The following is a 25,947-nucleotide window of genomic DNA, read 5'->3' as shown; positions in this document are numbered from 1 at the left end:
GGCTTATTCAGGGCTCGAGTCCCAGGGCGGTTCATCGCCGAACGCTTCGGTAAGGTAATCGACGAACCGGCGCACTTTAAGCGGTATGCGTCGCGCGCCCGGATAAACCGCCTGGATCACTAACTCGGTGGCGCGGTACGCCGGCAGTAGCGCCACAAGCTCGCCGCGCCGAAGATGCTCGCCAAAGACGAAGGTCGGACCGTACACGATGCCGGTGCCGGCTAGCGCGACGGACAGAAGCATCTGCGTGTTGTTAGCGGCGATCCGGGCAGGTCCGTCGACGACATGCGCGCGGTTCTTCGAATCGAACAACGTCCAGTCTCCGGCGGACACGGCCTCGCTGAAGGCGAGCCGTGGCGCATCGCGCAGGTCACGCGGTGTGCGCGGCGTTCCATGTCGCTCGAGATAGGCAGGTGCCGCACATACGACCATTCGACACGGCGCAATCCGGCGTGTAACGAGTGCTGGATCGCGTAGCCGCCCAATCCGGATCGCCACGTCGATACCGGCATCGAGCAGGTCGACATAGCGGTCGCCGAGCACCACCTCCATGTTCACCTGCGGATGGTCCTCGAGATAGCGCGCCGTCACTTTGCCTAAATGCATCGAGCCGAACGTGACCGGTGCGGCGACGCGCAGAACGCCGCGCGCCGTACTTTGCGAATCGCTCGCTTCCCGGTTGGCGTCGTCGAACGCTTCGAGAATCTGCTTGCTGCGTTCGTAGTACGTCTGGCCCGCATCGGTCAGACTCAGGCGCCGCGTGGTTCGTTGGAGCAGCCGCGCATTCAGTTGAGCTTCGATTGCGTCCACATGTTTGCCGGCCATCGCCGGCGATAGCCCGAAACGCCGCGCGGCCGCAGCAAGGCTGCCTTCCTCCACCGCGGCGACGAACACGCCAAGACTGGTCAGTCGGTCCATTGCCCCTCCTATTCGATAACTGGATTGTCGACTGTCGCTATCAAGCTGGCAATTATCAAACACGAGACTCGAATCTACGATAGCGGCACTTAACCGGGATGGAGGACTCAAGTGGACATCGAAACGAACGGCACACGGATTCATGTGGCGCAGCAAGGCAGCGAGGTGGCGGGGGAGGTAGCGCTGGTGTTTCTGCATTATTACGGCGGCTCATCGCGCACGTGGGATGCAGTAGCCGGTGAGTTGTCGGACCGATATCGGATCGTTGCCACCGATCATCGGGGCTGGGGCGATTCCGGCGCACCCGCCGACGGTTACCGTATCGCCGATCTCGCCGCCGACACCGAAGGCGTCATTGAGACGTTGGGCTTACAGCGCTATGTACTCGTCGGTCATTCGATGGGTGGCAAGGTCGCGCAGCTCATCGCATCCCGCCGGCCAGGTGGGCTCGAAGGCCTCGTGCTGGTTGCACCGTCGCCACCATCACCGATGCTTCTCTCCGAAGAGCAACGCGCGACGTTAGCCGGCGCGTATGGATCACGCGAGTCGATCGAATTCGTCATCGATCACGTTCTCACCGCAAAGAAACTTGATGCCGCGTATCGCGAGCAGATCATCGAGGACAGTCTCAAAGGCGCGCCGCAGGCGAAGGCGGCGTGGCCGAACGTGGCCATGCGCGAAGACATTACCGCAGCGGTGGCGTCAATCGATATACCGACCATTGTCGTTTCCGGCGAACTCGATCAGGTGGATCGCATCGCTACGCTGGAGACAGAACTGCTGCCCCGCATTCCGCAAGCGGTCATGCATATCGTGCCGGGGGCCGGACACCTGTTGCCACTCGAGGCACCGGCGGAGCTTGCGCAGATCGTCGGGCGATTCGTCGCGGCGCTTGAGGCACGGTGATTACTGGCTGATGCGATCGAGCCGCTACGGTTGGCCGTACCAGCGCGGCGTGTAGACCCACTCGCGTTCGCCATCGCGAGCAAAACCACGTGTCGTCGACGATCCGACAATCACCATCGTGCGCATATCCACGTCCGATGCACGCAATTTCCCGAGCGTGGTGGTAGTGAGCGCACCGCCCGGTCTGCCGATATCGCGCCCAAGCACCACACGTGTAGTGGGCGCGCGATAGGCACGCACGATATCGAGCGCGCGGTCGAGTTGCCAGGGGCGCGCATGCGAGATCGGGTTATAGAACGCCATCACGAGGTCGGCCTCGGCCGCGTGCCGCAGACGTGCCTCGATGATCGACCACGGCTTCAGGTTGTCCGATAGCGACAGCATGCAGAAGTCGTGACCGAGCGGCGCACCCGCCTGCGCGGCGGTCGCCATCGCTGCCGATACGCCGGGCACGATGTCGAGTTCGACCGCTGCCCAGCGTGGGTTACCGGAAGTTTCGAGCGCTTCGAGGACCGCGGCGGCCATTGCAAACACGCCCGGGTCGCCGGACGAAACGACGACGGCTGCGCGGCCCGCGCTCGCCAGTTCGAACGCGTGGCGTGCGCGCTGCAGTTCCTCGCGATTGTCGCTGCGATGCACCTGCTGATCGTCGCGGAACGGGCCGGCCATTTTCACGTAGGTTGCGTAACCGAGGATGTCGGTCGCTTCGGCGAGTGCATCGCGGGCCGCGGGCACCATCAGTTCGGCACAACCTGGACCAATGCCGATGACAGTGAGCCGGCCGCGTGCCTGACCGATGCGGGCGGTGTCGACCGGTGCGGCGGCGACCGCCAGCGCGATCGGCGAACCGGAGCGGTGCAGCACGTCGTGCGGAACCGGCAGCGCTGTGGCGAGCAGGCGATGATGTATTTCTTCGCTTTCGTCAGTTGATCCGCTAGTACCGGGTTCAGCGAATCGCAGCGGCACATCGAGCGTGCGCGCAGCATCGGCAAACGCAGCATCGCCGATTCGATCGAGCGGTGCGAGCAGCATGGCGAGCGACGAGCGGGCAAGCTTGTGTGCCTCAAGCGCACTAACGATGTGTTCCGCAATCGTGGCGCCGGCTGCAACATCGCTCGCTGTACCGACTGCGGCAACGACGCTGCGCGGATGAATCAACAGATCGTCAGGCCCGCCGACAGTGATAAAAGGTGTCACGCGGATCGCAAGACGCGCCGACTGCGCGAGCGGCAACGACGCATCGTCGAGCCACGAAGCATCGCCTTCGATACGCGTCGACTCGCCCGCCAGCAGGTCCGAGATGAAGCGCTTGCCCTGAGCAAGATCTGCAAGCGCGTAGCCAGGCGGCGGATTCAACACGCAGGTGCCGAAGCGCAATTCGCCGCTGGTCGTGATCGCCGGGGCGATGTCGAGCATCGTCGCTATTTCGCGCGCCACTGCATTGACGCCAGCGAGACCGCCGAGCAACGGCACGACGGCACTCCCGTCTTCCGCCAACGCGAGCACCGGCGGTTCGACGCCCTTGTTCGCGAGCAGCGGCGCCACACAGCGGATCACGATACCGGCTGCGCACAGCGCAACGATCGGCGTACCGCGTGCATACAGTTCGCGCAGATGCACACCGAGCTCGGTGTAGCGGACGTCGGCGTCAACACGCTCCGCGAGGCCATGCACCTGCGAGCCTGGATAACGAGCCTGCACGCGCCGCGCAAGCGCAAGGGCGCTCGCACCGAGTATCACGATAGCCGGCGATGTCATGCTTGCCATTTCTTCCCCGGCACGACGAGCAGCGAGAAATACGGCGATGCCATCGGGTCGACCTCGGCGAGCGGCACGATCCGCTGATTCGCCATCGTCGCGCGTTCGACGTACAGCGCGCGCTGCGCGAGCCCGAGTTCGTCGAGAATGCGCCGCACCTTGTCGAAATTACGACCGAGCTTCATGACGACAGCCGCGTCCGCATCCGCGAGTCGTCGCCGCAACTCGTGTTCGGGCAACACACCGGACAGCACTGCCAGCGACTGGTTGCGATAGACGAGCGGCGCGCCGAGCACCGCCGCGCCGCCGAGCATCGAGCAGACGCCGGGCACGACTTCGGTATCGAAGCGCGCGGCGAGCCGGTCGTGCAGATACATATACGAGCCATAAAAGAACGGATCGCCTTCGCAGATCACCGCCACGTCGCGCCCCGACTGCAGATGCGCGGCGATCACACCGGCCGCCGTGTCGTAGAAGTCCGCAATGATCGCTTCGTACGACAGTGGCGGCTCGAGCGCTTCGGTCGTGACCGGATAGACGAGCGGCAGATGCAGTTGCGTGTCGTCGAGATGCGCTTCGACGATTCCGTATGCGTTGCCTTTCTTGCCCTTGGCAACGAAGTACGCGACCACCGGTGCGGCCTTCAGCAGACGCAGTGCTTTCAGCGTCAATAGTTCGGGGTCGCCGGGACCGACGCCGATGCCGAAGAGACGTCCTGACTGCGCCATTTATTCGTCCTCCGAGGCGAGCGCGTTGACCGCGGCAGCGGCCATCGCGCTGCCGCCACGGCGACCCGCGACGATCACCCATGGCACATCGTTGCCGCGCGCGGCGAGTGCCGCCTTCGATTCGGCGGCGCCGACAAAGCCGACTGGAAAGCCGAGAATCAGCGCGGGCCGCGGAGCACCAGCGTCGAGCATATCGAGCAGGTGAAACAGCGCGGTCGGCGCGTTGCCGATCACGACGATGCTGCCTGCCAGATGCGGTCGCCACAATTCGAGTGCGGCCGCCGAACGGGTATTGCCGAGTTGTCGCGCCAGTTCAGGCACCGCAGGTTCGCCCAACGTGCAAAGCACGGGGTTACGCGCGGGCAACCGTGCGCGCGTAATGCCTTCTGCAACCATGCGTGCATCGCAGAGTATCGGGGCGCCGGCGGCGAGCGCCGTACGTCCGGCGTGACCCGCGCTCGCCGAGAAACGCAGGTCGTCGACGATGTCGGTCATCCCGCATGCGTGGATCACACGCACGGTGAGTTTTTCGAGGTCCGCGGGGATGTGCGACAGGTTGGCTTCCGCACGGATCGTCGCGAACGACTGACGGTAGATCTGTTGACCGTCGCGAAGGTAGTCATGCATCGGGTGGGTTCCGGGCTGGGCGGTTCAGTTGCGCGGCGGCTTGTTCGATAGTCAGGTGGCGCGCGATGCGCACACCGAAGCGGCCTTCACTGAACGTGTCCGTGAGCTGGTAAAGGTCGTAGCGACCGGCTGCGACTGCGAGCAGCGTATGCGGCGCGCAGTGGGCGGCCGCGCAGGAGCGCGTGCAACCGGTGAAATGAACGGCAGTATCGTGGGTTAGTAGGGCAGCGAGTCGTTGAGCATCCGCTTTGGTATCGGCGGCGCTCTTCGCACAACCGGTCGAACCGGCGCACGCGACGATTGCCGCATACGGATGCGCTGGATCGCACGCGAAGCCAAGCGCATGCAGGCCCGATAACGCGGCTTCGACAGAGTTCGCAGTGAGATTCGGTAGCAGTACGCTTTGCCACGGCGTCACGCGCAGCGAGCCGTCGCCATGTCGCGCGGACAGTGCGCCGAGTTCGCGCAGTGTCGCGGCATCGATCCGTCCGGCGAGCGGCTGACCGCCCGCGTACCATCGTTGTGGATCGAGTTGCGGGTGTGCGCCGAGCCGCAGCATTGGATCGACAGGCGCGCGGTGCCACGCGTCGATCTGCGCGCCGCGTTGCAGGGCGATGCCGGCACGATCGGCGGAACGTTGCAGCAACACGTGTGCATCGTGGGCGACGAGCAGGTCGCGCATGCGCGTGTCGTCGGCGCCGGCGAGATCGATAAAGGTGTGCAGCAACGCATCGAGCAACGCCGGCACGTCCGCTTGCGCAACCGCAGCGAGCGCGCTGCCTGCTTCGAGCGACGGGCATCCTGCGAAACCGATCGCGAAGCGCGGCTCGTCGTAATCGGCTGGCATCACAGCGAGCCAGATGTCGTGCGGATGATCGATCGCCATCAGCTGTTCGCCGCCGTCGAGCAGCAGCGCGAATTTCGGCGACAGCGCCGCGAAACGCGGCTCGCTTTGCAGCAGCGCGAGAATCTGCGCGGCCAGCGTGCGGGTGTCGCAAAGCGCCTGCGGATCGTGGCCGGCGAGCGGGCTGATCATCAGATTGCGGATGCCGTCGATTGCCTCGATGGTGTGCGGGGTGTCGGCCGGCATCTGCGGCCCGAGGCCCGCTTGCAGAAGCCGTGCGGTCAGTGTGGCTTCGTGTCCCGCTCGCACGCCGCGAAGCTGCAGATTCGCGCGATTGGTCAACTCGATCACACCCGACGCATGCAGCGTTGCGGCCTCGGCGATGGCCGCTGCTTCGTGCGCGTGCAGCACGCCGCCGGGCAATCTGATCCGGCACAGCCCGCCATCGCGCGCGGCGACGATGCGCGTGAGCGCCGGACACGCCGACGCGCGGCGGTGTGCCGACGACGCAGGCGACGCGCCAGACGAAGCGATAGATAAAGCAGCGGACGGAACGTGGTTCAAGCGATTACCGGGTTGGCGTCGCGCGACGGCCCGGTTTGTACCTCAAGGAGGCAAACGCGGCATCGGTACACCCCGCCCGATGATGGCTGGCGCGAACAGTCTGGCCGGCAGGTCTCCTGGCTAGCAGGTCGTCGTCCGCACCGGCCTTCCCGGTTAAACCAGTGGCGTGTGGAGCGCGGACTCGCTGCATACAGTTGCGGGGGCAGCCACAGTGTCGCTGTGTTCCCTGTTCGGCCCCGAAGGGCACCGGCGAGGCTGTATTATGCCTTCTTTCCATAGCGCCACGATGGGCAGTCCTTATGCGGCGTGCCATGGCGAGCAAGCGAGAGAACGACGATGAGGATGGCGGGATGCCTGCGTGGTTGACGGTGGTGGGCATCGGTGAAGAGGGTTTCGCCGGTCTGGGGCGCGCGGCGCGGCGCGCGCTGCTCGATGCTTCGGTGGTGGTGGGCGGCGAGCGCCATCTCGCGATGTTGCCCGCGCGTTTGCGCGCACGTCGCGAGTCCTGGCCGCGACCCTTCGATCTCGCGCCGTTGCTTGCACATCGCCATACGCCGGTATGCGTGCTGGCAAGCGGCGATCCGATGCTGTTCGGTGTCGGCGCGACGCTCGCACGCGAGCTTCCCGCCGACGAACTGCGTGTGCTGCCCGCACCGTCTTCGCTGTCGCTGGCCGCGGCGCGGGTCGGCTGGCCGTTGCAGGATGTGACGGTGCTGTCGCTGGTCGGCCGGCCGCTTGCCGCGGTGCATGCGCATCTGCACGACGGCGCGCGTCTGCTGGTGCTGAGCAGCGACGGCGCATCCCCGGCGGCGCTTGCGGCGCTACTCGACGCACGCGGTTTCGGTGCCACGCGGATGATCGTGCTCGAACGGCTGGGCGGTCCGCTCGAGCGCCGTATCGATGCACGAGCCGATGCCTGGCAGGCCGGCGAGGTCGCGGCGCTGAATCTCGTCGCACTCGAATGCCGCGCAAGCGTCGGTGCAACCACATGGCCGCTCACGCCAGGTCTGCCCGACGACGCCTATCTCAACGACGGTCAACTGACAAAGCGCGACATCCGTGCGCTGGCGCTTGCGCATCTTGCGCCCGTGCCTGGCGAACTGCTGTGGGATGTCGGTGCGGGCGCGGGTTCGATCGGGATCGAATGGATGCGCGCGCATCCATCGTGCCGCGCGATCGCCATCGAGGCCGATTCGCAGCGGCAAAATTTCATCGCGCACAATCGCAATGCGCTCGGCGTGCCTGGCCTTCAACTCGTCGCGGGTAGCGCGCCAGCCGCACTAGAGGGGCTGCCTGCGCCGGACGCGATTTTTATCGGCGGCGGGGTGACGACGGCGGGTGTGCTCGATGCGTGCTGGGCTCGCCTGCGGCCCGGTGGCCGGCTGGTCGCGAATGCAGTGACGGTGCAGGGCGAGGCGAGGCTCGTCGAGTGGCGCGACACGCATGGCGGCACGCTGACGCGTATCGCGCTCGCGCATGTGCAGCCGCTTGGCGGTTTCGATGCGTGGCGGCCGGCGTTGCCGGTCACGCTGCTCGATAGCCGCAAGCCGCTCGATGAACCACCCGCGTCGACTATCGCGGCGGTTGTCGGCACCGCGCCGCCTCGATGACACGCCTCCTGCTACTCGGCGGTACCGGCGACGCGCTGCGTATTGCGCGTGCGTTGCCTTCGACCGGCACATCCGATGGCCCGCACGTCTACAGCCTCGCCGGCCTCGGCAAGGTACCCGACGATCTCGCGTGTGCGGTGCGCACCGGCGGCTTCGGCGGCGCGGTCGGGCTTACGCGCTATCTGCTGGACGAACGGATCGGGCTGGTGGTCGATGCAACCCATCCGTACGCCTCGCAGATCAGCGCCAATGCAGCGGCAGCGAGCCGTTCGGCGAACCTGCCTTACTGGGCCCTGCGACGCGCGGCCTGGCAGCTGCGGGCCGGCGACGACTGGCGTTGGTGTGACGACTGGGACGGCATCGTGAGCCTGCTGGCGCCGTTTGCGCGCCCGCTCTTCACGCTGGGACGCGAACCGCTTGCCCATCTCGACGCGATCCCCGCGCATCAGCAGTGGACCATCCGCTGTCTCGACGCGCATCCGGGCAATGCCCGCGCCCGTGTGCTCGATGCGCGCGGACCGTTTTCGCACGAAGGCGAGCGCACATTGTTCGACAGACATGCATTCGACGTCGTAATCAGCAAGAATAGCGGGGGCAGTGCGACCTCGGCAAAACTCGACGTTGCACGCGAACGGAGCGTGCCGGTGATCATCCTGCGGCGCCCCACGTTGCCCGCGGCCGATCGCGAGTTCGACGATCCGGCCGACCTGCTGCACGCGCTGCGGAACGTACCCTGATACGACGTGCGTGCGACATCGAGCAGCGCTCGACGAGCGCTGCCTCATCGCGGCTTCCCATTCATTCATTCTTTCTGATCACGGAGTGTGGCATGACGGTGTTTTTTATCGGCGCAGGGCCGGGCGATCCCGAACTGATCACCGTAAAGGGGCAGCGTCTCGTGCGCACCTGCCCGGTGATTCTGTATGCAGGCTCGCTGGTGCCGTCTGCCGTGCTCGACGGGCACGCCGCGGAGCGCGTCGTGAACACCGCGGATCTCGATCTCGACACGATCGTCGCGCTGCTGGTCGAGGCACACCGCAAAGGCCAGGACGTTGCGCGCGTACATTCCGGCGACCCGTCGCTGTACGGCGCGATCGGCGAGCAGATCCGGCGTCTGCGTGAACAGGGCGTGCCTTACGAGATCGTGCCAGGTGTCACCGCAGTCGCGGCGGTGGCTGCGACGCTCGGTTGCGAACTGACGCTGCCGGACGTCTCGCAGACCGTGATTCTGACGCGCTTCGCGCGCAAGACGAACATGCCGCCCGGCGAACAACTGGGCGACCTCGCGCGGCATCGCGCGACGATGGCGATCCATCTCGGCGTGCGGCATCTGGCGCACATCGTCGACGAACTGATGCCGCACTACGGTGCGACGTGTCCGGTGGCCGTGGTCTATCGCGCGAGCTGGCCCGATGAAGAGCGCGTGTCAGGCACGCTCGCCGATATCGTCGCGAAGGTGAAAGCAACCGATATCGAGCGGACGGCGCTGATCCTGGTCGGCCGGGTGCTGACGGCGGAGAAGTTTTCGGACTCGACGCTGTATGCGAAGGATGCGGGACGGTCGGCGAGTTGAGTGTGGGCGTGAATTCCGGGTGCGATGCGCAATGAGCCGCACGCCGTGTTCACGGCATGCGGCTCATTGCACTAACAGCGCTCAGTTACCAACGACTCACGACGAACGGCTCACTACGCCCGCGTCTGCGCAGCGGTTTCCCCAGACTGCACGCGCGGCTGCGTCAGCGCGCTCACCACGACGAACACGATGATGTTCAACGCGAGCGCGATGAAGCCGATGTTCATGTCCTTCAGCGGCTCCGGCAGGAACGGCAGCAACTGGCCGACGCTCAGGTGCATTAGCGTCGTCACCGCCACCACGGCGACACCGACCAGGATCCCGCAGAACGCACCTTGCTTCGTCGCGCGGTTGCGCGGCGCGAGGCTGCAGATCAGCGCCGGGAACAGTTGCGTGACGAAGCTGTAACCCATTAGCAGCAGGGCGACGATCGTTTCGCCGCCGTGCAGCGTGAACGCCACCGCGACCAGTGCAACGACCGGCACGAGCACGCGCGCAATCTTCGTGACGGTCGCGTCGGACGCACTGCGCTGCAGACCGCCGCGATACACGTCGTTGGCGAGCAGCGTCGACGCGGTCGTCAGGATCATCGAACCCGGCACCAGCGCGGTCAGCACGCCGGCCGCGCCGACCACGCCGACGAACCACGGGTCGAAGGTCTGGATCGTCAAGCGGAACAGCGACAGATCGATGTCGCCGCCTTTCAGGCCCGGTATTTTCAACGTCGCCGCGAAACCGACGAAGAACACGAACAGCAGGATCAACTGGTACAGCGGCAGGACGGCTGCGTTGCGGCGGAAGATGCGCTCGTCTTTCGCGGTGAAGACCGAGCCGAACGTATGCGGCCACATGAAGAAGCCGAGTGCCGTGAGCAGCACGGTCGACTGGAACCAGATCACGCTCGAGCCTTTGGCAGGGAAGCTCAGGAAGCCGGGCCGCGCGGTATCGATCGCATGGAACATGTCGCCGAGGCCGCCGTAGTAGTGGATCGGCAGATAGATGCCGAGAAACAGCACGATCGCGAGGATCAGTGTGTCCTTGACCACCGAATTCCATGCGGAGCCGCGTACGCCCGAGACGATCACGTAGGCGGTGACGACGACCGCGCCGATCCATACCGCGGCGCTCGACGAAATCGCGCCATACGATGTAATCGCAACGATGATGCCGAGCCCTTTTAGCTGGAGCACCAGGTACGGAATCAGCGCAGCGACCCCGACGAGCGCCACCAGCACGCCGAGCGCCGGGCTCGCGTATTTGCGCGTGAAGAAATGCGGCTGCGACACGAGCCGGTTTGCTTTTGCGTAGCGCCAGACGGGCGGCAGCATCCAGTACGACAGGATGTACGCGAGCGTGGCATACGCGAGGATGTAGTAAACCGGCGCGCCTTTGCCGTAGGCGAAACCACTGCCGCCGAGGAACGTGAAGGTCGTGTAGATCTCGCCGGCCATCAGCAGGAACACGAAGGCCGTGCCGAAGCTGCGCCCGCCCACGGTCCACTGTTCGAGGTTCATGTCGTGCCCGCGCCGGGCGCGTACGCCGAGATACAGCGCGAACAGCGTGACCGCCGCGATGATGACGAGAGCGCTGCTCATGAGCGGACCTCGGCGGCTGCGTCGGCGGCTTGCCGGTTGACGGGATCGAAACGGTAGACGATGGCCATGATGACCGCGCTCAGCACGACCCAGAGCACGATCCAGGCGAGCACGAGCGGCATGCCGAACACCAGCGGCTCGACGCGGTTGACGAACGGAACGCCGAGCAGGATGCCGATAAACGGCAGCGCGGCGAGCAGGCGAAGGAACATAGGGACCACTCCTGGAACCGGGTTGAGCGTCGCATGGACGGGCGGGGCTTCGGCCCCGACTGTATGCCGGATGGTTCTGCGCCGTAAAGGTTGTCAAAAATGTGAAGGGCGGGTGAAAGATGTCGTGCGGTCGGCCGTGACCATCCATAGCGAGCGTTGCGGCATGCTGCGGACGATTCGTTGCGGTTACACTGAGCGGCGCGTCGCATCGGGCAGCAGCATGTTGCGACGCAAGAAAAAACGGCTGGCCGGCATCCCGACGATAGCGACGATGCAGGCCAGCGGTCAGCCGATGTGGACTCGACACCGACATGATCAACAGCCTGATTCCAGACATTCTGTTCGGCTTCACCGGACTGATCAGCATCATCAACCCGGTGGGCGTTGCCTTTGTTTTTCTCGACCGCGCCGAATCGCTGAGCAGCGTAGAGCGGACCGCTCTCGCACGGCGCGTGGCGATCAACTCGTTCTTCGTGCTGCTGGTGGCGTTCTTCGTCGGCACACCGATCCTGCATTTCTTCGGTATTTCGATGGAGGCGCTGCGTATCGGCGGCGGTCTGGCGGTGGCGGTGAGCGGCTGGAAAATGCTCAACGCTCCCGACCGGCGTCCCGACGAAGCAGCGGTCCAGCAACTGAGCGCGGACGACGTGAAATCGAAAGCGTTCTTCCCGCTGACGATGCCGCTTACCACCGGCCCCGGCACCATCGCCACCGCGATCGCGCTGAACGCGAACCGCACGCACAAGCTCTCGGAGTTCGTCATGTCGGCGGTTGCGTCGGTGTCGATCAGCGTGCTGGTCATGTTCGCGATCTATCTGACCTACAGCCGCGCGGAGGTGTTTGCGCGCTACCTGGGTGTGGACGGCACGAAGGTCGCGCTGCGCGTGTCGGCGTTTCTGCTGCTGTGCATTGGCGTGCAGATCATTCTGACCGGGGTTTCGGAATTTCTCGCGCCGCTTGCCGGCGTGCGCGGAGCCAACTGAAGGGAGACCGACCATGTGCCGCTGGCTTGCCTACACGGGGAATCCGATCCAGCTCGAGACCGTGCTGTTCAGGGCGCAACATTCGCTGATCGACCAGAGCCTGCATGCGCGCCTCGGCGCGACGACCACCAACGGCGACGGCTTCGGCGTCGGCTGGTACGGACATCCAACCGACATTCCGTTTCGTTATCGTTGCGTGCAACCGGCGTGGAGCGATCGCAACCTGCGCGAGGCTGCGCGTGCGGTGCGTGCGGGACGGTTCGTCGCGCATATCCGCGCGGCAACCGACACACCGGTGCAGGAAACCAATTGCCATCCGTTCCGTCACGGGCGCTGGCTCTTCGTGCACAACGGCTCGATCCGCAATTTCCCGGCGGTGCGGCGCGACCTGATACTCGCCGTCGCGCCCGAGTTGTTCATGGGCATGGAAGGCTCGACCGATTCGGAACTGATGTTCTTTCTCGCGCTGACGTTCGGGCTCGAGCAGGAACCGGTCCGTGCGCTCGAACGGATGGTGGGCTTCGTCGAGGAAACCGGCAGGCGGCACGGTGTCGAGCATCCGATCACCATGACCGTGTGCGCGATGGACGGCGAGCGGATCATCGCGGTCCGCTATTCGAGCGAGACCGATTCCAGGTCGCTGTTTCATAGCACGTCGTTCAGGCATCTGCACGAGCTTTATCCGGAGGATCCGCGTATCAAGGCGGTGGGCGACGATGCGTACCTCGTGTTGTCCGAACCGCTCGTCGATCTGCCGGGCGTGTGGGAAGAGGTGCCGGAGGCGACGGCGATCGTTGCGCGCGGCGAGGATATCCAGCAACGCGTATTTCGGCCAGAGGCGGGTTAGGCGAGCGGACGCGGGGGCAACGATTCGCGTCGATCGATGTATCCGTGAATGGGTGAACTCATGACGCAAGACTTTGCAAAGACACTCCAGACGGAGCCACCCGGACACCGATCCATCTTTGTCAGCGCGGCGATCGTCGTACTGATACTCGCGGGCGTGCTCGGCTTAGAGGTCTACACATGGCACGCGGCCTGGAGCGACCCAGGGAGGACGACCCGCACTATCGGCGCTCACCTCTACGGAGAGTTACAGGCCGTGGAATTCGATGTTCTCTCGGGCAAAATCAAGGACGCGAATGATCCACGACTCGCCGCTATCGGGGACGAAATTTCAACGTACGAAAATACCCGTCAGAACCGGAGTTTCGACGACACGATGTTGTTCGAAGGACTGCATGAATACGCGGTGGAGTTAGGCGCGATCGCGGGGGACGATGTTGCCCGTTTGCAGCCGCTGGTTCGTGAAGACGATCTGATGCCGCTCAGGCAGCGCAAGGCGGAGATCGAGAAATACCTGAACCAGACTAAAGCCCCTTGAACGCAGGAGCGTCATGAAAATACGCGCGGGTCTCGTTGTCGAACTGGTGTGTAATCTATTGCTGCCGTGGGTCGCGTACCGCGCGGCGCTACCGGTTTGGGGGCCTGTTGGAGCACTCTATGCGTCGGCTGTTCCGCCCATTGTGTGGAGTGTCATTCAGTTCGCGAGATCGCGCCGGGTCGATGCGTTGAGTGCGCTGGTTCTGCTCGGTATCGTGCTGTCGCTGCTGATGATGGCGTTGGGTGGGAGTCCACGCCTGCTGCTGATACGCGAGTCGTTGGTGACCGGAGCGATAGGCGCGGTGTTCCTGTTGTCGCTGATGTTCACCAAGCCGGCGATCTTCTATCTTGCACGCGCCACGGTGGCGAGGGAGCGCGAAAACGGCGACGCGGATTTCGAGGCTGGATGGCATAAATGGCCGAAGATGCGCGCGTCGATCCGCCTGATGACCTGGATATGGGGTATTGGACTTGTCGGAGAATGCGCGTTGCGTTGCTGGCTCGTCTGGCAATGGTCGGTCGAGCGATATCTGGTTGTGTCGCCGGTTATCGGCTATGGCATCTTCGGCGGCTTGACGTTGTGGACGATGTGGTACGCACGACAGATGCGGCAGCGAGCGAGACTGGCCGCGGCCGGCGAGGCGCCCTCGGCCAACTGAAACAAGACAGGCGATGCTAAACGGCAAACGGGTTTCGATGGTGGCGGCAATGGGCCGCAACCGGGTGATCGGAATGGGCAACGACATTCCGTGGAAGATTCCCGGCGAGCAGCGGCACTTTCGTCAATTGACCGAAGGGCAGCTCGTCGTGATGGGGCGACGCACCTATGAATCGATCGGACGACCGCTGCCGGATCGCGACTTGCTCGTCATCGGCTCGGTGCCTGTCATCGCACCGCGCACGATGACGTGTACCTCCATGGAACAGGTGACGAATGCAATTGCCCGTGACGCTCGCGGCGAAGTGTTCATCGCGGGCGGCGAGCAGATCTACCGCTTGTTTCTTCCGTATGCCGACACGGTCTATCTGACCGAAGTAGACCTCGCGCCTGCTGGAGACGCACGGTTTCCAGAGCTGCCGGCTTCATTTGTGTGCGTCGACGAAGAGATCATGGAGGGTCCGGTCGGCTATGTGCGCCGGACTCTCACCAACGGTTTTTCCGGCGGCACGTAGTCGAAAGCGAAACCAAAGCACGACCCATCACGGCGTCCAGCGATGAACGATGATGCTGGAGTTGTTGTAGTTATCCTTCGTGATCAAATACTGCCCGGTCGACTGCAGGTAGGCCCTGAGGCCATACATCGAATCGACATCGTTACCGACGCTCACGGTGCTCGTGTCGGCGTTGATCAGCGTGGTGTCCAGGTTGCCGGTGGTGAGATTGAACACGTCGATGTTGGGTACGGTGTGGACGTATCCGGCGAACAGATAGTTACCGGCCGCTGTGATCGACTTGGGGTTGCTGACGGTGAACACCGGATTGGGGTGAGTCATGTTGCCCGCAGCCCAGCCGTGATACACCTCGATCCGCGTGCCAATCGACGTCCAGTCAACGCTGCCGATAATGCCTTGCGCGAGGATCATCGTATCGCTGTCCGCGAGGTAGAGAATGCGTGTGAGCGGTTGAACGCTGGCCGGAATGGGCAGGGCAATCGCGGGGCCCCATGACGGCTTGCCGCTCGCATCGAAGCCCGTCAACGGATAGTGATAGATCTGGTTCGTCTGATCGAGACCGGCCCAGACATCTCCTTTGCTATCGAGAGAAAATCCTGCCGTGACTGGTGCGGTCGTATTGAACGCCGTACCCGGAAGCGACGCATCAGGTATCGCGATGTAGCCGTTCGCGGCGTTGAAGTGGAACAGGTAGAAGATCGCCGGGTTCTGTCCTGATGCGACCAGAATTCGATTGCCGCCTACCGAGACGAGCTGGCCGAAGTGTTCGTCGCGCTGCGTGTCGTTGATGTTGATGCGTGGATCGGATGGATAGTCGATCGGGTTGACGGTGTTCGCGACGAAGGTTCCGCCCGCGGTGCCGCTATAGATGTTGGTGCCGCTATAGAACAAGGCGCCGTCCGTACCCGGATCAGGCGCGGCGACGCCCTCGAAGTTCAGTGACTGCAGTTTCCACTGCAGGGTGCCCTGATTGTTATAGGCGTGAATGTCGGTGCCACCGTTGCGGCCGAGATCCCAGCCTCCGCCCCATGGGTTGTTCAGCACATAGAGGTTGCCCGCGGCGTCTTTGCCGATGCCCGCAACGCGCGTGAAGCGCTTGTCGCCGACCTGACCTTTGGTCCCAGACGTGTTGTCGAGATATCCGCCCTGAATGCCAAATGTGCTTGCCAGCGATGGCGTGCCCGCTATGGAGTAGAGCTTGATGTTCATGTCAGGCCCTTCATCGCCGACCATCAGCAGCCCCGTCGACGCATCGAAGTACAACGCCGATGGCTGCGAGCCAGTGGGCATCTGGATGGTATTGCGCTGCGCGCCGGTCGAACTGAATTCGGCAATCGTGCCCGCGCTTTTCTGGGCGACCCAGAGATTGCCGGAGCCGTCGATAGCGAGGGCGCCTGGGCCCGTCACGTTGATGTCCTGCTGCCAGACGCCGGCCGTTGTATAGACGCGAACCCGGTTGCCAGGAAGGTCGCTCGCGTAAAGCAGCGAGCCCGACGTGGCGAGCCCGGTGATCACATCGGCACGTTTCTCGGTCGTATCGGCGCTGACGTTGATGAGCAGATCGCGTGTTTGCGTGCTGCGGTTGTAGCGTCCCACCGCGCCGCTTCCGTACACCCGGCTGGACTGCAAGGCGACGAAGATCGATGTGGCATTGCCGGTAATGGCGCTACCCTGGAACTCGTTGTGCAGGCCAAACGAACCGATGCTCTTGCCGCTCTGGTAGAGCGCAACGCCGCCTTCGTTTTCGTCCCAGAACGAAGCCGTGTAAATGACACCTTCGGGCGCGACCCAGATGGAACGCGCGGCACTACCTACATAAGTGGTGCTGGTCCCAAACGTGTTCGCGATCCACTCGGTGGTGTATTGCTGAGCCTGAGACGCCGGCGAAATCGTAGCGATCAGCATTGCGACAAGAAATGCGCAATGGATGCGTGGCTTGATCATGATCGATGATCTCCTGACTGTAGCGCCTCGATAACATCGATCGCAGGGTGCGATCACGTTGGGGCTTCGCGACCGGGAAGAGCCGAGATGAAAATCTCACACGGTGCTCAAGATGGGCGGCAGCGCGTACTGAGTATCGGAGAAAAAAATATTCGTCTGACAATAAAAAAATTCGCGCCCACGACAAACCGGGACACGGAGGCGAATTCGAAAAACTGCCGCTACAGGAACGCGGATTGCTACCTGGCGGCGGCAGGTAGCGGGGTCAACTTCGGCATCAACTTCGGGGTCAACTCGTGGGTGCGGCGCCTTGCGCGCTGCGTCTCGTCAGCGCTTTGCCGAGAATCATCGATGGGCGTTCTATCAGATGGTACGTGACAGCCGCCACTGGAATGACCAGCGCAGCAGCGAGACCGAGCGCGACCCATGCCGTATCGGCGGAGGGCATCAAATGGATGATCGACAGCAGCACGACCGTATGCGTGAGATAGAGGCTATATGAGAGCGAGCCTAGATACATGACAGGCCTAAGCTCGAGCAACGATGTGATGCGGCTCGATGCGATCGAGGTGCACATGATTCCCGCAGCGCCTGCGGCGCATCCCCAGTCAAAGAGAAAATCTCCGACTCCATCGGGCGCGATGCCGGGTAGCGCCCTCGACATAAAGTAAAGCGCGAGCGATACAACGAGGACCGCCGTCTTGCGGGCGCGACTCGACAGCCATGCTTGCCAGCGCGCGCGGTGAATGGCCAGCACGGCGCCGACGATGAAGATGCTCGCGTAATGAGCTGTCAAGGTCCAGGCGACTCTTAAGTTCGCATTTGACGGTTCGGCGCTCCGCGCGACCAGGAGCACGTACGCACCGGCGGATATCAGCATGGCCGTTGCAAGCGACCCACGCGGCTGCGCGCGTGCGGCTACATACACCACGAGCGGAAAGAACAGCGAGATCCGCATTTCGTAAATCAACGTCCAGATCACCGGGATGACATGATCGGCGTGGTATTTGCCGATGAAGGTGACATGGCTCAGGACATCGTCTTTCGAAAACGAACCGTCCCACGCACTGTTGGCCCACCCGCCTGCCCACGGAACGGGGCCGTGAAACACCACGCTGATCACACCGTATGTAAAAACCAGCACGACGATATAGGGCAGGTAAATCCGACAGATGCGTTTGATCAGGTATTGGCCGAAGGTCGGCCCTCGCCGCGAAGTCAGCTGCAGGGTCAGCACGAACCCGCTGATGATAAAGAACAGAATGACAGCGTCATGACCTGTCAGAAGAAAACGCAACGGTGTGTTCCAGACCCAATGCAGCGGAGTAAGGATTGAGAGGTGATTGAATACGATGGTCAGCGCGGCGATGCCGCGTAACGCGTCGAGTTGCTTGAAGTACGAGCTTCTGGGCCGGGCACCGTCGTTCATCAAAGGATCAACCTCTCGAACAACGCGCGTAACGTGTTTGCCTGGCGGGTAGGGTCGAACGGAAGAAAAGCGCCAAAAGAATTTTTACCGGAACGAGGAGAGGCCCGTGAGGGACGACACGGGCGGAGGTGAGCAAACCTCGTTCCTCGAACGGATCGTCACGCGGAGTCGGCGTGACACACCGTTGCTTCAACGTCTTTCAGCGCAGGCCGATGCGCGAGACCTCACCGATCCACGTGTCTTTCGTTCATGCCGATGTAGATTTTGCTGGCCGCGAGCGCGCGTTTTACATGGAGTCGTCGCCCGTCGGCGGCACGCGATAGCGCATGCTGTCGGCGGGCGATGGGTTTTATTGCGCGTGTGGCGTCGCGATCGTTGCAGCGGTTGAATCCGATGCGCCCGACGCCGCAGCAGCCGCCCGCGGCGGTGCATTTTTCACATAGCGGTCGAACCAGCGCTCCATCTCGTACACAAGCTGCTCATTCGATTCGAGTGCCGAGTACCAGTGCGGCTCGTGCGGCAGCATCACGAGCCGTGTCGTCCCGCCGTTGCCGCGCAGTGCTTCGTACAGCAGCGTCGACTGAAGCGGCGTGGTGCCTGGATTCGCATCGTCCATACCGTGCACGATCAGCAAGGGCGTCTTCAACTGATCGGCGTAGAAGAACGGCGACACCTTCAGATAAACGTCCTGCGCCTGCCACACCGAGCGCCGCTCGTTCTGGAAGCCGAACGGCGTGAGCGTCTTGTTGTATGAACCGCTCGTTGCCACACCGGCACGGAACAGACTGGAGTGCGCCAGCAGATTGGCGGTCATCAGCGCGCCGTGACTATGACCGGTCACACCGATGCGGTCCGGGTCGACAACCCCCAGCCGTACTGCTTCGTCGACCGCGGCCTGCGCATCGGCGACGAGCTGCTCGTTGTAAGTGTCGTAGGCATGCTTCGGGTCGCCGATCACCGGGAACGACACGTTGTCGATGATTGCGTAGCCGGCCAGCAGCATCAGCCGGTAATTCTTCAGGCGTGTGAACGTCTGCTCGGAACCGCTCACCTGGCCGGCCGTCGCCGCATCGGCATAGTCGAGCGGATAGGCGTACAGGATCGCGGGAACGCGCGTGCCTTCCCGATAGCCCGGCGGCGTGTACAGCGTGAACGACAGGTCGAGCCCATCGGCGCGCTTGTACTTGACCAGACGCTTCTTGATCTGACGTACCACCGGCGTCGGATCGACGAGATGGGTGACGGCAGTCTCGCTCGACGCGTAGCGCGCTTCACCGGCCGGCGCGTCGACCGGGGTGCCGAGCGTGCGCTGGAACAGGTTCGGCGGATCGAGCGGCGTCTGACGCCAGGTCAGGAACGACTGGGTACCGGAGCCCGTGAACGCAACGAAGGACTCGAGGGCCGTCTTGTCGCTGCGGAACAGGCGCTCGGTCTTGAGCGTGGCGAGATCGAGCCGGTCGAGGAAGGGCCGGTTGCCGGCGGGTGATGCGCCTTGCCCGTTGAGGAACATCGCACCGTCGTCGATGCGGATCACGCGAAAACCGTTCGGCTGAATTCGCGTGACCGGTGCGCCGGGGTCCGCATATTGTTCGTCGCTCGACAGATCCCACAGCACGCGTTGCGTGACCTGCGGAGCGTCGACGTCGACCATGAAGGTGCGCTGCCAGTGACGGTTGTTGTCGTACTCGGAGAGCAGCGCGAGATCCGCTTGCGAGGTCCAGCCGAAGCCTGCGTAACGTTGGTGCAGACGCGTCAGTTCGCGCGGCGCTTCGTTAAACGGAGCCTTCAGCATCATGACCTTGTCGCGCTCGGGCACATCGACGTTCCAGTCGCCGCCGTCGAGCGCCTCGGCCCACACGAGCGTAGCCGGTTCGGTTGCCCGCCACGAGAAGTCGCGCGGCCCGAGCGGCACGCCGGAGACCGGCACGCGGTCGGCGAGCGGACGCGACGCGATCAGGTGTGTCGCGATCTGCGTGCGGTTCGCAATGTCCCATACGGTGTAATCGTGCGGGAAGCGCTCGGCGGTCGTCACGTAGGAATACGGCCGCTGGATCGTGGACACCAGCACGTGCCGCCCATCCGGCGCCGGTGCAATGCCGTCGAACAACGCGGGTGCACCGAGCGGCGTGACGGCGAGCGTGCGTGTGTCGATCCGCGCGAGCTGCGAGGTGCCGTAATAGTCGAATAGCGCTTCGTCGTGGACGTTCCTGAGCGTGTCGCGCGCTTCGTACGTGCTGCTCTGGCCGCGCCGGCCGTCGGACTCCTGGATGCCTGGGCCGACTGACTCGTCGGTGGCAACTGGCGGTGGGCCCTGGTGCGTCGGAATCATTTTCACGAGCAGCGAGGTCTGATCGGGCATCCACGTCAGATCGTCGCCGAACATCGGATTCAATTGCACACCCGAAATACGACGCACCGCGCCTGTTTCGCCGTCGCCGATCCACAGGTCGACTGAATGGGCGGTCACGTTTTCGAATGCGAAGCGCTTGCCGTCGGCACTCCAGCGAGGACGCGTCGCGCAGACGCCGGGCGGCAGCGCTATCGGCCGCGTTGCACCAGTCGCGTCGGTCGCGAACGGCACCAGTTCGAAACGGGTCGCGCATGCCGGGATGCCGTAACCGCCCGGCGTGTCGTGCCGGCTGCGATTGGCGGGTTCGACGCGCACGCCTGCAAGGCGCAGGAACGGCGTCGCCACGCGTGCGATGGACGGATATTCCTGCGCGCTGACGAGCAGCGCCCGGTCGGCACCCGGGCTGATGACCGGAACTGGCAGCGGCGCCGCGAGCATCACATCCAGAATCGCTTTGGACGGCTGGTTATAGGCTGAGGCGGTGGCTTTGGTCGAGGCCGGCGTCGGTGTTGACGATGCTGTGTCGGGTTGCTGGGCGAATGCGCTTTGGGCAGCAATCGACACAGCGAACGCGGCAACGGCAAGAGAGGATGTAACGAAGCGAGAGGTCATCGTATGCGTGGCAGGTTTTGCGGAGATCAGGTCTTCGGGCGATGTAACAACGCGCAGTATTGCATGTAGCCGGCGCGACGCCGTGAGCAGATTTGTCACATCCGGGCTTGCCGGGAAAACCAGACCTCGTGATGCTACGCGACTAACCCGATACCCCCGCGGATCTCTTTGTCACTTTCGGGCTGTCGGTGCGCGCCTCGATCGCCGTCAGCACGGCCGCCATGTCAGCGCCCCCATGCCCGAGCGCCAGCGTTTCGCTGTACAGCGCGTGACACACATCGAGCAACGGCGAAGCGATGCCGGCATCGCGCGCGGCTTCGGCAATCAGCCGATTGTTTTCCAGCACGTTCGAGATCGCAGCCTGAACCGCGAAGTCGCGACCGATGAGCTTCGGTCCCTTCACACGCGATACGTCGCTCGCCATCGGACCGGCGTCGAGGATGGCGACGAGCTGCGCCGTATCGAGCCCGTGACGATCGGCAAAATGCACGGCCTCGGCAAGACCCGTCACCATCGAGATCAAATACAGATTGACCGCCAGCTTCATCAGAAGCGCGTTTGGCACGCTGCCACAGAGCATCGTTTCGCGGCACATCGGTGCGAGCACCGGACGCACACGCGCGGTCGTGTCGGCGTCGCCGGCGAGCATCGCGACGAGTTGGCCCGCTTCGGCGGGTTTGCGCGAGCCCGACACGGGTGCTTCGGCATAATGCCCGCCCGCCGCGCGAATATCGGCTTCGAGCCCGCGCGAATAACTGGGCGAAGTCGTGCCCATGTGAACGACGATCCGGCCTTCGACGCGCGAGGCGAAGTCCGGACCATGGCGGTCGAGTACCGCATCGACGGCAGCGCCGTCGACCAGCATCAGGAACACGATGTCCGCACGCGCGAATACGTCGGCGGCACTGTCGGCGATTTGCGCGCCGGCAGGGGCAAGCGGCGCCGTCTTTTGCGGCGAACGGTTCCATACCAGCAGCGGCGTGCCGGCTTTCACAAGATTCAACGCCATGGGCTCGCCCATGGCGCCAAGCCCGATAAAGCCGATCGGTCGTGCGGCGTCGCTCATCTGTTTGCTCCGGGTCGTTCAGGTTGAATCGAGGAGGCGCGTGGCAGGTAGCGCATCGTTGAGAATCGCCGCGCGGTTCATGCGCGAGCCGGCGTAACCGGCAGACGCGGCGCATGCGAGGTGGTGTCGTCGATAGGGAAGTGCAGCAACGCGGCGAACAGGCCGGCCAGTGCGGTGGCGCCCCACACCAGCGAATAGGAACCGGTCGTATCGAACACGAAGCCACCCGACCACGCACCGAGAAACGAGCCGACCTGATGGCTCAGGAAACACACACCGAACAACGTGCCGAGATGGCGTGTGCCGAACACCTTCGCCACGAGGCCGCTCGTCAGCGGTACGGTGCCGAGCCACGTGAGGCCCATCACGGCGGCGAAGATCACGACCGACAGTGACGTCTTTGGCAGCAGGAAGAACGCACCGATCGTGACGCCGCGAATCAGATACAGCCACCCCAGCACGTACTGCTGACGAAAGCGCCCGCCGAGCCATCCGCACGCCCAGCTACCGAGCATGTTGAAGAGGCCGATCAGCATCAACGCAGTCGCGCCGAGGCCGACTGGCATGTGGCAGAGAAACAGATAACCGGGCAGATAAGTCGCGATGAATGCGAGCTGGAAGCCGCATGTGAAGAAGCCAAGCGTCAGCAGACGAAAACCGCGATGCCGGCATGCTTGCCCGAGTACCTGGCGCAATGGGGCAGCAGGCGGCTCGACGCGCGTTGCATCGGCCGCAGAACGACGGTCGAGTACGATGCCGAGCGGCGCCGCGGCGAGCATCAACAGCGCGAGCACGAGCAGCGATATGGCGATGCCCGAACTTTGCCGGACGTTTTGCGCGAGTGGAATCATCAGGACCTGGCCGAGCGATCCGCCGGCGCTTGCGAGACCCATTGCCAGGCTGCGTTTTTCCGCGGACGCGGCACGGCCCACCGCGGTCAACACGATACCGAAGCTCGTGCAACTGATGCCGATGCCGACCAGCAGACCGATACCGACCACCAGCATCGCACCCGACGGTACGAGTGCCGCGAGCGTGAGACCGGCTGCGAAGACCACTGCGCCGAACGCGACGACGCGCGCGCAGCCATAACGGTCGGCGGCTGCACCGGCGAACGGTTGCGCGAAGCCCCAGACCAGGTTGTGCAGGGCGATTGCCAGCGCAATTTGCGTGACGGGAATGCCGCGGTCATAGGAGAACGGGCCGACGAACAACCCGAAGGTCTGCCGGATACCCATCGCGGCGCTGAGAACGAGCGCCGCCGAAATGACCACGAGTGCAACCTGATACTTCGCGGGTATTGCCGGGATAAGGTGTCCTTTCCTCACTGTCGCCATCGCGCCTTCCTCCTCGGGCCATAGTGGCAGCGGGCAAGCGGGGCGACAAAGGAAAAGATTTTGATGACAGGTGAGGGATATTCACCTGTTCATCTGTGAATCGCGCGGGAGCGGACGTTGGTCGCTCTAAAGAAGATGACTGAGCCCGGCGAGCACCTGAATACTCCCAAACATCGCGATTACGACAGCCGACAGACGAGCGATACCGTGCATGAACGAGGCCGGCATCTTCCTGCGCAGTACCGTCGTCACACTGCTCAGACATAGCCACCAGGCCGCGGATCCGACAAAGACTCCCGCAACCATCGGCCAGACCGTGAACCACTGCGCGCCCACTGGTGCCGCTTGCCCGACCGGCAGCGGCCCGAGCGCGGCAAAAACGCCGATGAACGAAAGAATGGTCATCGGGTTGGAGAGCGTTAGACCGAACGTCGTGAGGAAGTCGCGTGCGATCGTGGTGTTCGGCGTTTCTGCCAGAACTGACGGCGCACGCGATGCCTCACGTGCGATCGTCCATGCGAGCCACACGAGAAACACGCCGCCACCGATCTTAAGGGCGGTGGTCAGCGCCGGCAGCGTCGTCGCAATGCCTGCAATACCGAGTGCGCCGAGTAGTCCATAAACCGTATCCGCAGCTGCCGCGCCGATACCCGTAGCAAAGCCGGAGCGGAAACCACGGCTCAGGGTTCGCTGGATGCACAGCATGCCAATGGGGCCGACCGGAGCTGCGATGGAGAAACCGATCGCCATAGACCTGACAAACAACATTTTCCTGCTCCTGCGATATGCGTTGATATGGAGAGGCATCGTAGGCAAAACTCGCGTGCTCTAGAAGATGGTTTTTAAGGGAAAATGGCCTTTTCACCTTAAAAAATCTCCACCATGGACGATCTCGACTGGAAGGTGCTTTCGCTTCTGCAGCAGAATGCGCGCATAACCTATACGGCACTTGCCCGTCAGGTTCATCTGTCGGTGCCGGCAGTGACCGAGCGTGTGAAGCGTCTCGAAGAGGACGGCGTCATCGATGGTTATGTGGCTCGCGTCAATCCAGCCATGGCGGGTTACGCGGTGAGTGCACTGGTCGGCATCACGGTCCCTCAACCTGCAAAAGCGAAGTTTCTTGATTTTCTCGAGACGATTTCCGAGGTGCTCGAATGTCACCACGTGACCGGAGCTGATTCTTACGTCATGCGACTGGTTGCCACGAATATGGCCGACCTGGAACGGTTGATCGAGAGAATCAATCTGTACGGCGAAACCCGCACGTCGCTCGTCATGTCGACACCGCTCGCTACTCGTGCCTTGCAACGACCCTCGGTCGTGTCGCGCAGATCGAAGGATGCACGCTGAACGAAGCGACTAACGTATCGTCGCGCGCGAAGCGGCTGCCGTATCGGACCCGAGCGGGTCGTTTTCGAAGCCCTCGGCTTCTGTCAGCAACCATTGACGGAAATCGAGCAGGTCGGGCCGCCGGTCCGCATGCTCGGCGCTGACGAGCCAGTAGACGGTGCCTGCGGCGATCATCAGTGAGCTGGCTTCGACCAGCGCACCGGCCGCGAGATCGCGATCGACGAGTGGTCGCCTGCCTAGCGCGACACCTAGACCCATCGTCGCTGCCTCGGTGGCCAGCTGGATCGTGTCGAAACGCAGGCCGCCGGTCGACTCGACGCCCTCGGTGGCGGTCCGCTCGAGCCACGCCTGCCAGTCCTCGCTTGCGGTACTCACATGTATCAGCGTCGCGCGGCGCAGGTCGATCTTGCCGTGTGCGTCGACCAGGCTGTCGCGATAGGCGGGGCTGCACACCGGCACCAGCCGCTCGCCGAACAACCGGGTCCACGCAGCGCCCGCAACGGGCACGCGACTCAGGCGGATGGCGAAATCGAAACCGTCCACAGGGAAGCCGACCTGGCGATGGGACGTGTCGACCGTGACGTCGATATCGGGCCAGCGGCTGCGAAAACCCGGCAACCGCGGCAGCAGCCAGCGAGACGCAAGAGTCGGCGCACAGCTGACCGCGATCGCGCGATGCGTCCCGCGCGTGGGCAACCGCTGCGTGCCTGCCGCGATCAACGAGAACGCTTCCGACACATAAGACAGGTAGTCGGCGCCCGCCGGCGTCAACGACAACCCGCGTGCTTCCCGCACGAACAGCTCGACGCCGAGCGCCTCTTCCAGTCCAACGATGCCATGGCTCACCGCGCTCGGCGTCACGTTCAGCTCGGCTGCGGCGAGCTTGAAACTCTGATGTCGTCCGGCCGCTTCGAAGAAACGCAGCGACGACAGGGGGGGAAGACGAAGCGGCATCACACATCTCCGGCAGCTTGCGCGGTTGCGG

The 25,947-nt window shown here is 63.7% G+C and carries 24 protein-coding genes and 1 riboswitch; of the genes, 10 read left to right on the top strand and 14 right to left on the bottom strand.

The features are described from left to right. Nucleotides 1–3: 3 nt before the first annotated feature. Nucleotides 4–918: a LysR family transcriptional regulator gene (locus M0D65_RS31675; protein WP_266255992.1), complete on the bottom strand. Its 915-nt coding sequence runs from the start codon at nucleotides 916–918 to the stop codon at nucleotides 4–6. A 111-nt stretch (nucleotides 919–1,029) separates the two neighbouring features. Here M0D65_RS31675 and M0D65_RS31670 point away from each other — a divergent pair, with 111 nt between their 5' ends. Further along, entirely contained in the window at nucleotides 1,030–1,824 is a 795-nt protein-coding gene (locus M0D65_RS31670) for an alpha/beta fold hydrolase (protein WP_266255991.1), read from the top strand. 24 nt (nucleotides 1,825–1,848) lie between these two features. Here the strand turns inward: M0D65_RS31670 and cobJ are convergent, their stop codons facing one another. The 4 genes from cobJ to cobG are packed head-to-tail and all read right to left on the bottom strand — an operon-like array spanning nucleotide 1,849 to nucleotide 6,345. Continuing rightward, entirely contained in the window at nucleotides 1,849–3,582 is a 1,734-nt protein-coding gene (gene cobJ, locus M0D65_RS31665; RefSeq protein WP_266255990.1) for a precorrin-3B C(17)-methyltransferase, read from the bottom strand. Beyond that, the gene (locus M0D65_RS31660; protein WP_266255989.1) at nucleotides 3,579–4,310 is read right to left on the bottom strand and encodes a precorrin-2 C(20)-methyltransferase; all 732 of its coding nucleotides are present in this window, start codon (nucleotides 4,308–4,310) and stop codon (nucleotides 3,579–3,581) included. The genes cobJ and M0D65_RS31660 overlap by 4 nt, the downstream gene beginning before the upstream one ends. After that, the gene (locus M0D65_RS31655; RefSeq protein WP_266255988.1) at nucleotides 4,311–4,937 is read right to left on the bottom strand and encodes a precorrin-8X methylmutase; all 627 of its coding nucleotides are present in this window, start codon (nucleotides 4,935–4,937) and stop codon (nucleotides 4,311–4,313) included. Continuing rightward, nucleotides 4,930–6,345, bottom strand: coding sequence for a precorrin-3B synthase (cobG, locus tag M0D65_RS31650; protein WP_266255987.1), 1,416 nt, complete (start codon nucleotides 6,343–6,345; stop codon nucleotides 4,930–4,932). Before cobG ends, M0D65_RS31655 begins: the two co-directional genes overlap by 8 nt. 88 nt (nucleotides 6,346–6,433) lie before the next feature. Beyond that, nucleotides 6,434–6,611, bottom strand: a riboswitch (cobalamin riboswitch). An 84-nt stretch (nucleotides 6,612–6,695) separates the two neighbouring features. Between cobG and cbiE the strand changes: the two genes are divergently transcribed. The 3 genes from cbiE to cobM all read left to right on the top strand — a co-directional run bounded on the left by cbiE (nucleotide 6,696) and on the right by cobM (nucleotide 9,528). Next, complete coding sequence (gene cbiE / locus M0D65_RS31645) at nucleotides 6,696–7,955, top strand: precorrin-6y C5,15-methyltransferase (decarboxylating) subunit CbiE (protein WP_266256027.1); 1,260 nt, start codon at nucleotides 6,696–6,698, stop codon at nucleotides 7,953–7,955. Further along, a complete protein-coding gene (locus M0D65_RS31640) occupies nucleotides 7,952–8,692 on the top strand; it encodes a cobalt-precorrin-6A reductase (RefSeq protein ID WP_266255986.1) in 741 nt (246 codons plus the stop codon). The genes cbiE and M0D65_RS31640 overlap by 4 nt, the downstream gene beginning before the upstream one ends. A gap of 92 nt (nucleotides 8,693–8,784) precedes the next feature. Beyond that, complete coding sequence (gene cobM, locus M0D65_RS31635) at nucleotides 8,785–9,528, top strand: precorrin-4 C(11)-methyltransferase (protein ID WP_266255985.1); 744 nt, start codon at nucleotides 8,785–8,787, stop codon at nucleotides 9,526–9,528. A gap of 113 nt (nucleotides 9,529–9,641) precedes the next feature. Here cobM and M0D65_RS31630 read toward each other — a convergent pair whose 3' ends face one another. Then, nucleotides 9,642–11,123: a sodium:solute symporter gene (locus M0D65_RS31630; protein ID WP_266255984.1), complete on the bottom strand. Its 1,482-nt coding sequence runs from the start codon at nucleotides 11,121–11,123 to the stop codon at nucleotides 9,642–9,644. After that, nucleotides 11,120–11,335, bottom strand: coding sequence for a DUF3311 domain-containing protein (locus M0D65_RS31625; protein WP_091006135.1), 216 nt, complete (start codon nucleotides 11,333–11,335; stop codon nucleotides 11,120–11,122). Before M0D65_RS31625 ends, M0D65_RS31630 begins: the two co-directional genes overlap by 4 nt. Before the next feature lie 311 nt (nucleotides 11,336–11,646). Between M0D65_RS31625 and M0D65_RS31620 the strand changes: the two genes are divergently transcribed. From M0D65_RS31620 to M0D65_RS31600, 5 genes are read left to right on the top strand one after another with little or no spacing between them, the layout of a single operon-like run. Next, nucleotides 11,647–12,318, top strand: coding sequence for a MarC family protein (locus tag M0D65_RS31620; protein WP_091006138.1), 672 nt, complete (start codon nucleotides 11,647–11,649; stop codon nucleotides 12,316–12,318). Nucleotides 12,319–12,331: 13 nt separating this feature from the next. Beyond that, on the top strand, nucleotides 12,332–13,165 hold the full coding sequence (locus M0D65_RS31615; RefSeq protein ID WP_266255983.1) for a class II glutamine amidotransferase: 834 nt from the start codon (nucleotides 12,332–12,334) through the stop codon (nucleotides 13,163–13,165). A gap of 48 nt (nucleotides 13,166–13,213) precedes the next feature. Then, nucleotides 13,214–13,702, top strand: coding sequence for a hypothetical protein (locus tag M0D65_RS31610; protein ID WP_266255982.1), 489 nt, complete (start codon nucleotides 13,214–13,216; stop codon nucleotides 13,700–13,702). Between the two features lie 13 nt (nucleotides 13,703–13,715). Continuing rightward, nucleotides 13,716–14,360 carry a VC0807 family protein gene (locus tag M0D65_RS31605; protein ID WP_266255981.1) on the top strand — a complete coding sequence of 215 codons (645 nt, stop codon included), beginning with the start codon at nucleotides 13,716–13,718 and terminating at the stop codon, nucleotides 14,358–14,360. Nucleotides 14,361–14,373: 13 nt separating this feature from the next. Beyond that, nucleotides 14,374–14,874 carry a dihydrofolate reductase gene (locus M0D65_RS31600; protein WP_266255980.1) on the top strand — a complete coding sequence of 167 codons (501 nt, stop codon included), beginning with the start codon at nucleotides 14,374–14,376 and terminating at the stop codon, nucleotides 14,872–14,874. 27 nt (nucleotides 14,875–14,901) lie between these two features. On the opposite strand, the gene M0D65_RS31595 is transcribed toward M0D65_RS31600, so the two are convergent. The 6 genes from M0D65_RS31595 to M0D65_RS31570 all read right to left on the bottom strand — a co-directional run bounded on the left by M0D65_RS31595 (nucleotide 14,902) and on the right by M0D65_RS31570 (nucleotide 24,380). Further along, the gene (locus tag M0D65_RS31595; RefSeq protein WP_266255979.1) at nucleotides 14,902–16,818 is read right to left on the bottom strand and encodes an SMP-30/gluconolaconase/LRE-like region family protein; all 1,917 of its coding nucleotides are present in this window, start codon (nucleotides 16,816–16,818) and stop codon (nucleotides 14,902–14,904) included. Nucleotides 16,819–17,107: 289 nt separating this feature from the next. Beyond that, nucleotides 17,108–18,247 carry an acyltransferase gene (locus M0D65_RS31590; RefSeq protein ID WP_091006157.1) on the bottom strand — a complete coding sequence of 380 codons (1,140 nt, stop codon included), beginning with the start codon at nucleotides 18,245–18,247 and terminating at the stop codon, nucleotides 17,108–17,110. A 349-nt stretch (nucleotides 18,248–18,596) separates the two neighbouring features. Then, a complete protein-coding gene (locus M0D65_RS31585) occupies nucleotides 18,597–21,209 on the bottom strand; it encodes a prolyl oligopeptidase family serine peptidase (RefSeq protein ID WP_266255978.1) in 2,613 nt (870 codons plus the stop codon). Between the two features lie 142 nt (nucleotides 21,210–21,351). Continuing rightward, nucleotides 21,352–22,275 carry an NAD(P)-dependent oxidoreductase gene (locus M0D65_RS31580; RefSeq protein WP_266255977.1) on the bottom strand — a complete coding sequence of 308 codons (924 nt, stop codon included), beginning with the start codon at nucleotides 22,273–22,275 and terminating at the stop codon, nucleotides 21,352–21,354. A gap of 77 nt (nucleotides 22,276–22,352) precedes the next feature. Then, complete coding sequence (locus M0D65_RS31575; RefSeq protein WP_266255976.1) at nucleotides 22,353–23,612, bottom strand: MFS transporter; 1,260 nt, start codon at nucleotides 23,610–23,612, stop codon at nucleotides 22,353–22,355. Nucleotides 23,613–23,738: 126 nt separating this feature from the next. Next, a complete protein-coding gene (locus M0D65_RS31570) occupies nucleotides 23,739–24,380 on the bottom strand; it encodes a LysE/ArgO family amino acid transporter (RefSeq protein WP_266255975.1) in 642 nt (213 codons plus the stop codon). A gap of 114 nt (nucleotides 24,381–24,494) precedes the next feature. Between M0D65_RS31570 and M0D65_RS31565 the strand changes: the two genes are divergently transcribed. After that, nucleotides 24,495–24,962, top strand: a complete 468-nt coding sequence (locus M0D65_RS31565) for an Lrp/AsnC family transcriptional regulator (protein ID WP_266255974.1) — start codon at nucleotides 24,495–24,497, stop codon at nucleotides 24,960–24,962. A 9-nt stretch (nucleotides 24,963–24,971) separates the two neighbouring features. Here M0D65_RS31565 and M0D65_RS31560 read toward each other — a convergent pair whose 3' ends face one another. After that, nucleotides 24,972–25,916, bottom strand: a complete 945-nt coding sequence (locus M0D65_RS31560; protein WP_266255973.1) for a LysR substrate-binding domain-containing protein — start codon at nucleotides 25,914–25,916, stop codon at nucleotides 24,972–24,974. Nucleotides 25,917–25,947 lie beyond the last annotated feature (31 nt).

Source organism: Paraburkholderia sp. CHISQ3 (genome assembly GCF_030464945.1).
In the GTDB taxonomy this organism is placed as follows: Bacteria; Pseudomonadota; Gammaproteobacteria; order Burkholderiales; family Burkholderiaceae; genus Paraburkholderia; species Paraburkholderia megapolitana.
This window is presented reverse-complemented; position numbering and strand designations above follow the sequence as displayed.

Excerpts from the sequence above, each read along its gene's own strand:
- M0D65_RS31675 (WP_266255992.1), bottom strand. The coding sequence starts at position 918 with ATGGACCGACTGACCAGTCTTGGCGTGTTCGTCGCCGCGGTGGAGGAA.
- cobJ (WP_266255990.1), bottom strand. The coding sequence starts at position 3,582 with ATGACATCGCCGGCTATCGTGATACTCGGTGCGAGCGCCCTTGCGCTT.
- M0D65_RS31660 (WP_266255989.1), bottom strand. The coding sequence starts at position 4,310 with ATGGCGCAGTCAGGACGTCTCTTCGGCATCGGCGTCGGTCCCGGCGAC.
- M0D65_RS31655 (WP_266255988.1), bottom strand. The coding sequence starts at position 4,937 with ATGCATGACTACCTTCGCGACGGTCAACAGATCTACCGTCAGTCGTTC.
- cbiE (WP_266256027.1), top strand. The coding sequence starts at position 6,696 with ATGCCTGCGTGGTTGACGGTGGTGGGCATCGGTGAAGAGGGTTTCGCC.
- M0D65_RS31640 (WP_266255986.1), top strand. The coding sequence starts at position 7,952 with ATGACACGCCTCCTGCTACTCGGCGGTACCGGCGACGCGCTGCGTATT.
- cobM (WP_266255985.1), top strand. The coding sequence starts at position 8,785 with ATGACGGTGTTTTTTATCGGCGCAGGGCCGGGCGATCCCGAACTGATC.
- M0D65_RS31630 (WP_266255984.1), bottom strand. The coding sequence starts at position 11,123 with ATGAGCAGCGCTCTCGTCATCATCGCGGCGGTCACGCTGTTCGCGCTG.
- M0D65_RS31625 (WP_091006135.1), bottom strand. The coding sequence starts at position 11,335 with ATGTTCCTTCGCCTGCTCGCCGCGCTGCCGTTTATCGGCATCCTGCTC.
- M0D65_RS31620 (WP_091006138.1), top strand. The coding sequence starts at position 11,647 with ATGATCAACAGCCTGATTCCAGACATTCTGTTCGGCTTCACCGGACTG.
- M0D65_RS31615 (WP_266255983.1), top strand. The coding sequence starts at position 12,332 with ATGTGCCGCTGGCTTGCCTACACGGGGAATCCGATCCAGCTCGAGACC.
- M0D65_RS31610 (WP_266255982.1), top strand. The coding sequence starts at position 13,214 with ATGGGTGAACTCATGACGCAAGACTTTGCAAAGACACTCCAGACGGAG.
- M0D65_RS31605 (WP_266255981.1), top strand. The coding sequence starts at position 13,716 with ATGAAAATACGCGCGGGTCTCGTTGTCGAACTGGTGTGTAATCTATTG.
- M0D65_RS31600 (WP_266255980.1), top strand. The coding sequence starts at position 14,374 with ATGCTAAACGGCAAACGGGTTTCGATGGTGGCGGCAATGGGCCGCAAC.
- M0D65_RS31595 (WP_266255979.1), bottom strand. The coding sequence starts at position 16,818 with ATGATCAAGCCACGCATCCATTGCGCATTTCTTGTCGCAATGCTGATC.
- M0D65_RS31590 (WP_091006157.1), bottom strand. The coding sequence starts at position 18,247 with ATGAACGACGGTGCCCGGCCCAGAAGCTCGTACTTCAAGCAACTCGAC.
- M0D65_RS31585 (WP_266255978.1), bottom strand. The coding sequence starts at position 21,209 with ATGACCTCTCGCTTCGTTACATCCTCTCTTGCCGTTGCCGCGTTCGCT.
- M0D65_RS31580 (WP_266255977.1), bottom strand. The coding sequence starts at position 22,275 with ATGAGCGACGCCGCACGACCGATCGGCTTTATCGGGCTTGGCGCCATG.
- M0D65_RS31575 (WP_266255976.1), bottom strand. The coding sequence starts at position 23,612 with ATGGCGACAGTGAGGAAAGGACACCTTATCCCGGCAATACCCGCGAAG.
- M0D65_RS31570 (WP_266255975.1), bottom strand. The coding sequence starts at position 24,380 with ATGTTGTTTGTCAGGTCTATGGCGATCGGTTTCTCCATCGCAGCTCCG.
- M0D65_RS31565 (WP_266255974.1), top strand. The coding sequence starts at position 24,495 with ATGGACGATCTCGACTGGAAGGTGCTTTCGCTTCTGCAGCAGAATGCG.
- M0D65_RS31560 (WP_266255973.1), bottom strand. The coding sequence starts at position 25,916 with ATGCCGCTTCGTCTTCCCCCCCTGTCGTCGCTGCGTTTCTTCGAAGCG.